This window comes from Streptomyces sp. TLI_171 (assembly GCF_003610255.1).
Classification (GTDB): domain Bacteria; phylum Actinomycetota; class Actinomycetes; order Streptomycetales; family Streptomycetaceae; genus Kitasatospora.
The window spans coordinates 728600-740765 of the sequence record NZ_RAPS01000001.1; the positions used below are offsets into that span (position 1 = coordinate 728600).

The 12166-nt window shown below is 72.9% G+C and carries 10 protein-coding genes; 1 reads left to right on the plus strand and 9 read right to left on the minus strand.

Annotated elements, in window-relative coordinates; all coding sequences use genetic code 11:
• Positions 1–20: 20 nt before the first annotated feature.
• From BX266_RS03355 to BX266_RS03365, 3 genes are read right to left on the minus strand one after another with little or no spacing between them, the layout of a single operon-like run.
• A complete protein-coding gene (locus BX266_RS03355; protein ID WP_099897437.1) occupies positions 21–2057 on the minus strand; it encodes an ABC transporter ATP-binding protein in 2037 nt (678 codons plus the stop codon).
• The gene (locus tag BX266_RS03360; RefSeq protein ID WP_259464517.1) at positions 2054–3013 is read right to left on the minus strand and encodes an ABC transporter permease; all 960 of its coding nucleotides are present in this window, start codon (positions 3011–3013) and stop codon (positions 2054–2056) included. The genes BX266_RS03355 and BX266_RS03360 overlap by 4 nt, the downstream gene beginning before the upstream one ends.
• The gene (locus BX266_RS03365) at positions 3010–3993 is read right to left on the minus strand and encodes an ABC transporter permease (protein WP_099897438.1); all 984 of its coding nucleotides are present in this window, start codon (positions 3991–3993) and stop codon (positions 3010–3012) included. Before BX266_RS03365 ends, BX266_RS03360 begins: the two co-directional genes overlap by 4 nt.
• Positions 3994–4377: 384 nt before the next feature.
• Between BX266_RS03365 and BX266_RS03370 the strand changes: the two genes are divergently transcribed.
• Entirely contained in the window at positions 4378–6072 is a 1695-nt protein-coding gene (locus BX266_RS03370) for an ABC transporter family substrate-binding protein (RefSeq protein WP_099897439.1), read from the plus strand.
• Between the two features lie 51 nt (positions 6073–6123).
• Here the strand turns inward: BX266_RS03370 and pip are convergent, their stop codons facing one another.
• The 6 genes from pip to BX266_RS03400 form a co-directional block, all read right to left on the minus strand.
• Positions 6124–7092: a prolyl aminopeptidase gene (gene pip / locus BX266_RS03375; protein ID WP_099897440.1), complete on the minus strand. Its 969-nt coding sequence runs from the start codon at positions 7090–7092 to the stop codon at positions 6124–6126.
• Between the two features lie 111 nt (positions 7093–7203).
• Positions 7204–9987 carry a discoidin domain-containing protein gene (locus BX266_RS03380; protein ID WP_099897441.1) on the minus strand — a complete coding sequence of 928 codons (2784 nt, stop codon included), beginning with the start codon at positions 9985–9987 and terminating at the stop codon, positions 7204–7206.
• A 166-nt stretch (positions 9988–10153) separates the two neighbouring features.
• On the minus strand, positions 10154–10786 hold the full coding sequence (locus BX266_RS03385; RefSeq protein WP_099897442.1) for a VOC family protein: 633 nt from the start codon (positions 10784–10786) through the stop codon (positions 10154–10156).
• Positions 10787–10882: 96 nt separating this feature from the next.
• On the minus strand, positions 10883–11131 hold the full coding sequence (locus BX266_RS03390; RefSeq protein WP_099897443.1) for a hypothetical protein: 249 nt from the start codon (positions 11129–11131) through the stop codon (positions 10883–10885).
• A gap of 74 nt (positions 11132–11205) precedes the next feature.
• Positions 11206–11631, minus strand: a complete 426-nt coding sequence (locus tag BX266_RS03395) for a VOC family protein (protein ID WP_099897444.1) — start codon at positions 11629–11631, stop codon at positions 11206–11208.
• Positions 11632–11699: 68 nt separating this feature from the next.
• Complete coding sequence (locus BX266_RS03400; RefSeq protein WP_099897445.1) at positions 11700–12014, minus strand: hypothetical protein; 315 nt, start codon at positions 12012–12014, stop codon at positions 11700–11702.
• Between the last annotated feature and the right edge of the window lie 152 nt (positions 12015–12166).

Below are 12166 nucleotides of genomic sequence, written 5' to 3' on the forward strand. Positions count from 1 at the left end.
ACGCGGCCCGTGACGGCCGGTCAGGCGCCGTCGGGGTAGTGGCAGGCGGCGGTGTGGTCGACGTCGGGTGCGGCGGGGAGGGGGGCGGGGGCCTCGGTGGCGCAGCGGGTGCGGCGGCCGGGGTCGAGGGCGGCGTGGACGGGGCAGCGGGTGCGGAAGGGGCAGCCGAGGTGCCGGTCGGCCGGGGAGGGCGGGTCGCCGGCCAGCAGCAGGCGGGGGCGGCTGCGTTCGGCGACCGGGTCGGGGAGCGGGACGGCGGCGAGCAGGGCGCGGGTGTAGGGGTGGCGGGGATGGCGGAAGACCCGTTCGGCGGTGCCGGTCTCGACGGTCCGGCCGAGGTACATGACGCTGACCCGGTCGGCGAGGTGCCGCACCACGGACAGGTCGTGGGAGACGAACAGGTAGGCCAGGCCGAGTTCGGCCTTGAGCTGCTGGAGCAGGTTGAGCACGCCGGCCTGGACGGAGACGTCGAGCGCGGAGACGGGTTCGTCGAGCACCAGCAGGTCGGGGCGGACGGCGAGGGCCCGGGCGATGGAGATCCGCTGGCGCTGGCCGCCGGAGAACTCGTGCGGGTAGCGGTCGGCGTGGGCGGGGTCGAGGCCGACCTGGCGCAGCAGGTCGGGGATCCGGCGGCGGGCTTCGGCCTTGGGGGTGTGTTGGGCGAGCAGCGGTTCGGCGATCACGTCGCCGACCGGCATCCGCGGGTCGAGGGAGGCCGCCGGGTCCTGGAAGACGATCTGGACGCGGGCCCGCAGGCGGTGGGCGGCGGCCCGGTCGAGCGCGGCGGTGTCCTGGCCGAGGAGTTCGATCCGGCCGCCCTGGGGGGCGGAGAGTTTGAGGATCTCGTACAGGGTGGTGGATTTGCCGGAGCCGGACTCGCCGACCAGGCCGAGGGTCTCGCTGCGCCGGATGTCCAGGTCGACGCCGTCGACCGCGTGCGTGTCGCCGATCCGGCGGCGCAGCAGGCCGCCGCGGTGGCGGGGGAAGCTGCGGGTGAGGCCGGTCACGGTGAGGACGGGGTCCCGTTCGCTGCGCGGGGGCCGGTCGGGGACCGGCAGGGCGGGGACGGGGTAGACCTCGGCGGGAGCGGGCCGGGTGACGGCGAGGTGCTCGGCCCGGACGCAGGCGGCGAGGTGTCCGTCGGGGCCGGTCAGCGGCGGTTCGGCGGTGCGGCAGCGGTCCTCGACCAGCGGGCAGCGGTCGGCGAACGCGCAGCCGGGGCCGGCGGGTTCGCCGGCGGCGGGCGGGCGGCCGGGGATCGGGACGAGCGGTCCGCCGCGGCCGTCGAGGCGGGGGACGGCGCCGATCAGGCCGAGCGTGTAGGGGTGCCGGGGGGCGGCGAACAGCTCGTCCACGGGGGCGGTTTCGACGATCCGCCCGGCGTACATGACGGCGACCCGGTCGGCGCTGCCGGCGATCACCCCGAGGTCGTGGCTGACCAGGACCAGCGCGGCGCCGGTCTCCCGCTGGGCGGTGCGCAGCACGTCGAGGACCTGGGCCTGGATGGTGACGTCGAGCGCGGTGGTGGGCTCGTCGGCGAGCAGGACGTCGGGGTCGTTGGCGACCGCCATGGCGATCATCGCGCGCTGCCGCATGCCGCCGGAGAACTCGTGCGGGAAGGCGTCCAGGGCGCGGACCGGGTCGGGGATGCCGACCAGGTCGAGCAGGTCGGCGGCGCGCTTGCGGGCGGCGGCCCGGCCGGTGCCCTGGTGGATCCGGACGGCTTCGGCGATCTGGTCGCCGATCCGGTACACGGGGGTGAACGCGGACAGCGGGTCCTGGAAGACCATCGCGATCCGGCGGCCGCGGATGTCGGCGAGCTGCCGGGCCGGCAGTCCGACGAGTTGGCGGCCCTCGAGTTCGACGGAGCCGCCGATCCGGGCGGCGGCGGGCAGCAGGCCGAGCACGGCGAGCGCGGTGACGGACTTGCCGGAGCCGGACTCGCCCACCAGGCCGAGGGTCTCGCCGCGGTGCAGGTCGAGGTCGACGCCGCGGACCGCCGGGTGGTCGCCGAAGTCGACGGTGAGGTTGCGGACGGCGAGCAGGGCGGGCGTCATCTGGTGCTCCGGCGCGAGGGGGTGACGGTGGATCGGCTGCGTATCGGGCGGCGGCGGCCCGCGGCGGAGGTCGGGTCGAGGGCGTCGCGCAGGCCGTCGCCGACCAGGTTGACGGCCAGGACGAACAGCACCAGCAGTCCGGCGGCGAAGTAGAACAGCCAGGGGAAGACGGGGGCGTCGCCCGCGCCGGCCGCCAGCAGGGTGCCGAGCGAGACGTCGGGCGGGCGGACGCCGAAGCCGAAGTAGGAGAGCGCAGCCTCGCTCATCACCGCGCCGCCGACGGTGATGGTGGCGTCGATGATCAGGAACGAGGAGACGTTCGGCAGGATGTGGCGCCAGATGATCCGCAGCGGCCGGACCCCCATGAACCGGGCGGCGACCACGAATTCGCGCGTCCGCAGCGAGCGGGTCATCGAGCGGACCACCCGGGCGGTGATCATCCAGTTGAACACGGCGAGCAGCAGGACGAACGCCAGCCAGCCGGTGCCGCGCAGCCGGGGCGAGATCACGGCGATCACCAGGAAGGCCGGGAAGATCAGCATCAGGTCGACCAGGAAGGTCAGCACCCGGTCGGTCCAGCCGCCGAAGTACCCGGCGCAGGCGCCGACCAGCGAGGCCAGGCCGGTGGAGAGCACCGCCACCAGCAGGCCGATCACCAGCGACTTCTGCAGGCCCCGGACGGTCTGCGCGAACACGTCCTGGCCGAGTCCGTTGGTCCCGAACCAGTGGGCGCCGGAGGGCGGTTGGCGCAGGCTGGTGTAGTCGGGCGCGCTGTAGTCCCACGGTGTCAGGTACGGTCCGAGGAACGCCAGCAGGAAGAGCAGTGCCAGCACGACCAGCCCGAGCAGTGCCCCGCGCGACCCGGCCAGCCGGGCGCCGGCCAGTTGCAGCCGCCCGCGCGGCGCGGGCCCGGCCGTCGTCGGCATCCCGACCGCGGAGCGGGTTTCGGTGGTCATGAGGTCCTCACCCGGGGGTCGAGGGCGGCGTGCAGGGCGTCGGCGAGGAAGCCGGCGGCGAGGACCAGGACGGCGGCGAACAGGTTGACGGCGACCACGGAGTTGACGTCCTGTTCGTTGACGGCCTGGATGAACCACTCGCCCATGCCGTGCCAGCCGAAGATGGTCTCGGTGAAGGCGGCGCCGGTGAACAGGCCGAGGAAGGCGTAGGCGAACATGGTGGTCATCGGGATGATCGCGGTGCGCAGGCCGTGCTTGACCAGGGCGCGGCCGCGGGTGAGGCCCTTGGCCTCGGCGGTGCGCAGGTAGTCGGCGCCGAGCACGTCGAGCATGGTGGAGCGCTGGTAGCGGCTGTAGGTGGCCAGCCCGCCGAGGGCGAGCGACAGGGTGGGCAGCAGCAGGTGCAGGCCCCAGTCGGCGAGGTGGGCGCCGAGGCCGCCGGCCAGGTTGGGCGTCTCGTAGCCGGTGAACGGCACCACCTCGTGGCCGGCGGCGTCCTTGGCGGCGATGGCGCCGTTCTTGAGCAGCAGCGCCAGCAGGAACACCGGCGTGGAGAGCAGCACGAAGGACAGCAGGGTGAGCGCCCGGTCGGAGAACCGGTACTGGCGCACCGCGCTCCAGGCGCCGGCGGCGACGCCGAGCAGCATGCCGAGCAGGCTGCCGACCAGCAGCAGGCGCAGCGAGACCCAGATCCGGCGGCCGAACTCCTCGTTGACGGAGGTGCCGTGGATGGTGCGGCCGAGGTCGGCGTGCAGCAGTCCGTCGGCCCAGGTGCCGAAGCGTTGCAGCACGGGGGTGCGGTCGTTGAGGTTGAGCGCCGTCAACTGCCGGTCCACGGAGGCGGCGGAGGGGCGCGGCTGCTTGGCCTCGAAGTAGGCGCGGGGTCCGAGCGCGGTGCTGGTGAGCGCGTAGGACAGGAACACCGCTGCGGTCAGCAGGGCGGCGTAGTAGCCGAGCCGTTTGGTGAGGTAACCCGTCACGGCCTGCCTCCGGTGTGGGTCGCACACTGGTTCGCACACCTGGGGAACATGGTCATATGCCTTCGTTAGTACGGACTTTGACGCACTTTCGCGCAGCAGTTGTACGGCACTCCGGGCGGTCCGTCCAGAGCCCACCGATCGAGCGGGTCCGACCGGTCCGGTGAAGCCGCTGGTCACAGCTGATCAGACGGGTGCGGACGGCGTGTTGCAGCGGTGTTGCACCGCGTTTCGTTTCGATCAGCAATGCGCACCGACCCCTGGTGGCCGGGCTGACGGACTGTTACGTTCGGCCCGCCGGCACCGACTTGGCTGCCCACGATCAAGTGTCGCCACACCTGGCGGCCGCCGACTCTTCGAGACCCGTCGAGACCCGAGGACTCCCCGATGCACACAACGCCCGCCACCCGCCGACTCGGCCGCGCCGCCGTCGCGGCCCTCGCCGCCCTCCTCGCCGCGACCGCCTGCAGCTCGGCGGGCGGGTCGGCGAACGACGTGGCCAAGACCGTGGTGCCGACCGTGGGCGCCGAGGACAACAACCCGCAGCCGCCGGAGAACGTCAAGGACGGCGGCGAGCTGCGCGAACCGCTCCAGCAGTGGATCACCCAGTGGAACCCGTACCAGGTCGACGGCACCTACGGCGACGCGGTGGAGATCATGGGCTACCTGGAGGCCAAGCTCTTCCGCTCCGACGCCCAGGGCGTCTACCACCCCGTCCCCGAGTACCTGGTCTCCGCGCAGGTCACCTCCACCTCGCCGCAGGTGGTCACGTACAAGCTCAACCCGAAGGCGGTCTGGTCGGACGGCACCCCGATCGGCTACCGCGACTTCGCGGCCGTCTGGAAGGCCTCCAACGGCAAGGACCCGGCCTACAACCTCGCCGACTCCTCCGGCTACGAGCAGATCTCCGCCGTCGAGCAGGGCGCCGACGCCGGCGAGGTCAAGGTCACCTTCGCCGAGCCGTACGCCGACTGGCAGAGCCTGTTCAACCCGCTGCTGCCGGCCGCCGGGATCTCCACCCCGCAGAACTTCAACGACGGCTGGGTGGAGCAGGTCCCGATCTACGGCGGCCCGTTCGTGCTGGCGAGCGCGGACAAGACCGCGCAGACCATCACGCTCACCCCCAACCCCCGCTGGTGGGGCCCGAAGCCGAAGCTGGAGCGGATCACCTACCGGGTGCTGGACTCCGCCGCGATCACCCAGGCGTTCCTCAACAACGAGGTGGACTACGCCTCCGCGGGCACCGCCACCGCGTACGGCCAGCTCAAGGACGCCAAGGACGCGGTGATCCGCACCGGAACCCCCTGGGACGAGGTGCACATCTCCTTCGGCGGCAACGGCGCGCTGGCCGACCAGAAGGTCCGCCAGGCGCTCGGCAAGGCGCTGGACCGCGCCTCGCTGATAAAAATCGCCAACAAGGGCGTCCCGGTGGACTTCAAGCCGCTCGACAACCACCTGTTCATGACCAACCAGAGCGGCTACCGCAACAACTCAGCCGACTGGGCCGGCTACGACCCGGCGACCGCCAAGAAGTGGCTGGACGAGGCGGGTTGGAAGGACGCCGGCGGCGCCCGCAGCAAGGACGGGCAGCCGCTGGAGCTGCACTACGTGATGAGCGACGGCTCCACCCAGGCGCAGGCCGACCTGGCCGCCGCCGTCCAGAACATGCTCCAGCAGGTCGGCGTCAAGCTCACCGTCGACAAGGTGCCCAGCAAGGAGTACTTCTCCAAGTACATCAACGAGGGCAAGTTCGACCTGGCCAGCTGGCGCAACACCGGCTCCTTCCCGCTCTCCAGGACGGTGCCGATCTACCGCGCCCCGCAGGGCGACAACGTCTTCGGCAACTACTCGAAGCTGAGCACCCCCGAGATCGACGGCCTGCTGCGCAAGGCCGCCGCCACCCTCGACCCGGCGCAGGCCGCCGAGCTCTACAACCAGGCCGACGTGAAGATCTGGGAACTCGGCCACACCCTGGAGCTGTACCAGCGCCCCAGCATCGTCGCCGTCCGCAAGGGGCTGGCCAACTTCGGGGCGGGCAGCCTGGCCGACACCGTGATCACCTCGGTCGGCTGGCAGAAGTAGCCCCGGCCCGGGCCGTCACCGCCCTGCCCGGTGACGGCCCGTCGGTCCGGCTCAGCGGTCCTTGAACTCCTCGATCGCCGCCAGCACCGTCTGCCGCAGCGCCTCTCCCCCGACGTGCCCGGAGTCGTCGAAGATGTGCAACCGGGCGTCCGGCCACGCCTTGGCCAGCTCCCACGCGGTCTGCACCGGGCTGCCCATGTCGTACCGGCCGTGCACCAGCACACCCGGGATCCCTGCCAACTTTCCGGCATTGCGCAGCAGTTGGTCCTCCTCCAGCCAGGCGCCGTGGCTGAAGTAGTGCGCGCAGATCCGGACGAACGCGATCCGGTCGTCCGTCTCCCGGTCGCTGTACATGCCCGGGATGCCGTTCGGCTCGTCCGCGATCACCGCGTCCTCCCAGGCCAGCCACTCGTTGGCGACCCGCTCCCGGACCGCCCGGTCCGGGTCCTCCATCAACCGGGAGTACGCCGCCAGCAGGCGGTACACGTCACCGTCCCGGTCGCTCGCCGGCACCACGTCGCGGAACCGGTCCCACGCCTCGGGCTTGAACGCCCGCGCACCCCGGTAGAGCCAGTCCGTCTCGGCCCGCCGGGTGGTGGTCACCGCCTGGAGGACGATCTCGCTCACCCGCTCCGGGTGCTGCTGCGCGTACGCCAGGACCAGCGTCGACCCCCAGGACGCGCCGTTCAGCAACCACCGTTCGATGCCGAGGTGTTCGCGCAGCCGCTCGATGTCCTCGATCAGGTGCCGGGTGGTGTTCAGCGCCATGTCCGCCGCCGGGTCGCTGGCGTGCGGGGTGCTTCGCCCGCAGTTGCGCTGGTCGTAGCGGATCACCCGGTAGCGCTCCGGGTCCCATGCCCGGGTGGGCCGCCGGACGGCCCCCGAACCGGGACCGCCGTGGACCTGCAGGGCGGGCTTCCCTTCGGGGTTGCCGAGCTGCTCGTAGTAGACGCGGTTGCCGTCCCCGGTGTCGAGGTAGCCGCTGTCGTAAGGACCGGTCGGGGGGTAGAGGTCAGCCATGGTTGCCGATCCTAAGTCGCCCTCCCCGAGCTGTCCTTGACGTTTCGTCACCGGTGGGTGCGGCCGGGTTCGGCGGACGGTCACCCGCCTGCCCGAGCAGGTCCGCGAGGGCTACTGCTGCCAGACCTGGATTTCGGAGAGTTGGGCGGCGGGCCAGCCGGTGTTGGCGGTGACGGCGACGCGGACGTAGCGGGCGGTGGTGGCGGGGAAGGTGAGGGTCACGGTGTTGTCGGCGGCGGGGTCGAAGAGGGTGGGGGCGGCGGGCCTGAGGGTGGAGAAGGTGGTGTTGTCGGTGGAGGCGAGGAGGGTCAGGGTCTGGGTGCGGGCGCCCCAGCCGGCGGGCAGGCGCAGGACGACGCGGCCGACCGGCCGGGCGGTGCCGAGATCGACCTGGGCCCACTGCGGGAAGGCGTTGTTGGCGCTCTCCCAGTAGCTGTTGCGGTTGCTGTCGGTCAGGTTGCCCGAGCCGTAGACGTCGGTGTGCGAGGACTCGGCGGTGGGCCGGCCGGCGGCCAGGTCGGTGACGGGCGGGGTGCCCGCGGCGGTGAGCCGGAGGCTGTTGAGGTTCCAGCCGCCGCTGTCCTGAGCGAGGGTCAGCACCTGCCGTCCGGCGGGGAGGGTGAGCTGGGCGGCGGCGTCGCCCCAGGTCTGCCAGCCGCCGGTGGCCGGCAGGGCGACCGGGCCGGTGAGGTTGGCGCCCGAAGCGTCGGCGAGGTGGAGGGCGCCGGTGACGGCGGCGGGCGCGGCGTACCGGAAGACGACGCTGTACGTTCCGGCGGTGGCGACGTCGACGGTGTAGCGCTGCCACTGTCCGGCGGAGGTCCAGCCGAGGTTGTAGCCGCCGCCGGTGTCGGAGGTGGCTTCCAGGTCGACGCCGTCGGCGCGGTAGCCGTTGCCGGTGCCGTTGACGGAGTTGACGAAGTATCCGGTGCCGGGGCCGCCGGTGTCGTAGTTCTCGGCCTGCACGGTGCCGGGCACCGCCGCGGGTGAACCGCCGTACGGGGCTTCGGGGTCGGTGCCGCCGCCGGTCCAGCTGTTGCCGCTGCCGGCGACGGTGAAGGCGGGCGAGTTGTTGCGGAAGGCGGCGGCGCCGGCCGCGGTCAGGCCGGTGACGGTGTTCCCGGTCAGGGTCGCCGAGCCGGTGGGCGCCGGGTAGAACGGCGGCGCGACCACGAAGCCGTTGCGGCCGGGCGTGCCCACGGTGTTGTCCTGCACCAGCGTGTTGGTGGAGGTGGACAGGCCGACGCCGTCGTACAGCGAGTCGCGCACGGTGTTGCCGGTGACGGTGACGTGGTCGACCACGCCGACGTTCTGGCCGTCGCCGCCGTTGCCGACGTGCAGCGCGGGCTGGCCCTGGTTGTAGCCGTTGCCGCCGGAGCGCAGGACGGTGTTGGCGTGCACGGTGGCGCCGAGCAGGTCGCTGCCGTTGACGCCGAACCGGCCGGCGCCGAGGCCGATGTAGCGGGCGGTGTCGGAGATCAGGTTGTTCTCGATCAGGTGGCCGCTGCCACCGTAGACGCCGATGCCCTTGCCGCCCCACGGCGCGATCACCGTGTTGTGCGTCATGGTGATGTGCGCCATCGCCGTGTAGTAGGTCCGGTTGCCCGCCGGATCGGTGTTGTAGTTCACCGAGTTGACGGCCATGCCGTCGTCACCGGTGCCGCGGACGAAGTTGTTGGTGGCGGTGAGGTCGTTGCCGACGCTGTTGCCCAGCGACACGTTGTTGAGGTTGATGCCGTCGGCCCACACCGCGGTCACCCGGGCGTTGCGGACGGTGCCGCCGGTGCCGGACGCCCAGTAGCCGGACTCGACGTGCTGGCTCCAGATGCCGTCGGCGCTCCAGCCGGCGCCGCTGGTGTCCATCGCGCCGCCGCCCGCGTCGACCATCTCCCGGCTGGTGGAGCTGGAGTCCAGGTGGAAGCCCTGGACGTGGGCGGAGGTCAGGTTGAACAGGGCGGCCAGCGGCGTGCTGTTCGGCAGCGGGACGTCCCGGTAGATCGTCGAGTACCACTGGCCCGCGCCGACGATGGTGATGCCCTGCGCGGTCAGGCCGGTGGTGCCGCGCAGGTAGAAGGTGCCGGCCGGGATCCACAGCGTCCGGCCCTGGGACTGCGCCTGGTTGATGCAGCTCTGGATCGCGGCGGTGGAGTCGACCGCGCCGGGCGCCGCCGAGCCGTTGGTCGGCGCGGTGGAGGCGACGGCGCCGCAGTCGGTGATGGACAGCGAGCCGGCGGGCTGCGCGGCCGGGGGCGGCGGGTTCTCCGCGTCGAGCACGTCGATGTCGTAGAACGCGGCGGTGTTGGCGGCGTCCTTGCGCAGTTCGAGGGTGGCGCCGGGGGCGATCGGCGGGCCGGTGACGAAGGTGTGCGACTCGTCGAAGAAGTCGCGCGGGTTGCCGTCGGCGGGGTTCTGGTTGCTGCCGTTGTAGTGGTCGGCTCCGCCCTCGTAGAACCAGCTCTGCTTGGAGTTGAGGTTCAGCGCCTGCCGGAACACCCCGTCCACGTACAGGTTCAGGGTGGCGGTCGTGCCGCCGCCGGTGGCCGAGTCCGGCATGCTCTCGCGCAGGTTGATCGCGCTGACCGGGCCGCCGGTGGTGTTGGTCCACCGCACGCCCTGGCCGGTGGCCGCCAGGTGCACGTAGGCGTGGCCGGACGCCTCCAGCGCGGCGCTGGAGTACTGCGTGGTCGGCGCGGCGGTCAGCGCCACGGTGGTCGCGCCGCCGACCGGCGTGCCCGCCTCGGCCTCGAACTGGGTGAAGGGGAGGGTGGCGCCGGCGGTGTCGGCGGCCGCCGCGGTGCTCGCCGTGACGGCGGGGAGCACCGCGCCCCCGGCGAGCAGGGCGGTGACGAGCAGGACGGTGCGGGCGCGCGGGCGGGCGGTGGGCGACGGTGTCATCGGATCCCTTCCGGGGCGTGCACGGGCCGCGGCTCCGCCGGCGGCGCGGAGCCGCGGAGGCGGCGGTCGAGCAGCAGCGAACGTAATCCGATTGACATGAATCCGCAATGCTTCGATCGAACTGCGCAAAATATCAACTCGCCCCACGCACACCGCAGTCAGGCTCTCAGGCGGCTGCCGCGGCCGCACCCGCCGCCCAGCGGAAGCCGTCCAGGTCGGTGCAGGCCGGCACGCTCGAACTGTTGACGACCAGCCGGTGCGAACCGCTGCCCTCCGGGTCCACCCCGAGGTCCTTGGCCAGCGCCTTGCGCCGGTACAGCGCCAGCTTGACCGGCCCGCCCGCCGCGTCGAACTCGGCGTACACCCGGCCGAAGCTCTTCGTCACCGCCAGGCCCTGCTCGACGTAGAACCGCTTGGTCGCGGCGAAGTCCGCCACGCCGATCAGCAGCACGAACTCGTCGACCTGACGGGTCGCCGGTCCGCTGTCCTTCTTCGCGGAGGTGGCCAGCTTCCAGATCGTCCCGTCCGGGGCCTGCACCACGCCGCCGTACCCCCACAGCGACTTCGCGGCGGGCTTCAGCACCGTCGCGCCGGCGGCGACCGCCGACGCCACGAAGCTGTCCACGTCCGCGGGCCGGGAAACGGTCAGGGCGAGCGTGAACCCGCGGAATCCGCTGGACGGCTCGTCCGCGGCGCGCAGCCGCAGGCGCCTCTCGTCCAGGTCGAAGGCGTCGGCGTAGAAGCGGGCGGCGGACTCGGTGTCGGCCACGTCCAGGGTGATGGTGTCGATGATTGCCATGCCTGAAACGCTAGGCCCGCGCCCCCGCCGGAGGCTTCTCGATTCCTGACCGGTGCCCGGCCGGCGCCCGGCGCCGCGCTGCGGGCGGTCCGGCGTTCAGGCCAGGCCGAGGGCGGCGCGGAGGCGGCCCCGGGTGGCGGCGGCGGCCTCCCGGGTGACGGGGTCGTCGCTGCCGAGGGCCTCGTTCAGCAGCAGGTCGGCGGCGGCGACCACGGCCGCGGGCAGCACGATCTCGCGCAGGCCGAGCAGCTGCGCGGCGGCCTGGTGCCCCACCGACGGAGCGGCGCCGGGACGGGCGGAGGGCTTCTCGCCGTGCACGCGGCGGGGTTCGTTGATCACGGGCATGTCCGGTCCAACGGGTCGTGGCCCGCGACGGTTACGCCGTCGGGGCGTTCGGGTGGTCGGGCGGGTGGCGCGGGTCAACCGATCCGTTCGGCCAGCGCGAGGATGGTTCCGGCCGGGCCGCGCAGGTGACAGAGGCGGTAGGCGTTCTCGTACCGGGCGACCTCGCCGAGGAGTTCGGCGCCGTGCGGGCGCAGCCGGGCCAGGGTGTCGTCGAGGTCGTCGACGGCGAACATGACCCGGTGCAGTCCGAGGGTGTTGGGTGCCGGGTCGGGCGGGCCGGGGGTGATCGCGGCAGGGGTGTGGTACTTCGTCAGTTCGAGCCTGCCGTGGCCGTCCGGGGTGCGCATCATCGCGATGGCGCTGCGCAGGCCGTCGAGGCCCACGGTGCGGTCGGCCCAGACTCCTTCGATCTCCGCCTCGCCCTCGAGTTCCAGGCCGAGTGCGGTGAAGAAGGCGACGGCGGCCGCCAGGTCGTCGACGACGATGCCGACGTTGTCCATCCGTTGAACGGTCACGGGTGCCTGCCCTTTCGGGTTCCGGTGTCAGGGGGGAAGGGTCCGACGGGTGGTCAGGAGGCGTGCCGGTCCGGGACGGCGGGCGGCACGGCAGGGTCCAGGGCTGGGCGTTCGGGCCGGGGGGCGAGGCTGCGGACGGCCGGGGCGGGCCAGGCCGGGGACGGCGCGGACGCGGTGTGGGCGGCCCGGATCCACCGGGCCAGGGCATGGGCGAACTCGGGGCCGATCGCGGCGGCGTGCTGCAGCTGGTCCAGGTCTCCGGGGCGCAGCGGGACCCCGGCCTCCGAGAGGGCGGCGAGCAGGGGTTGGAGCAGCGTCCACTGGAGCCGGACGACGGGTGGCGGGCTGGTATGCGCAGGCTCTGTCACGCCGGGTCCAACTCCCGTCCGGCGGTGGGGACACGGGTCCCGCGGGCGGTTCCACCGCAGGGTGCACCCGCCCCGGGGTCCGCTCCGCTCCGGCACGGCGGCCGCTCCCGAACGGCCGTCATCCCGCCGAGCGAACCCGGGTTTGCGCGGGG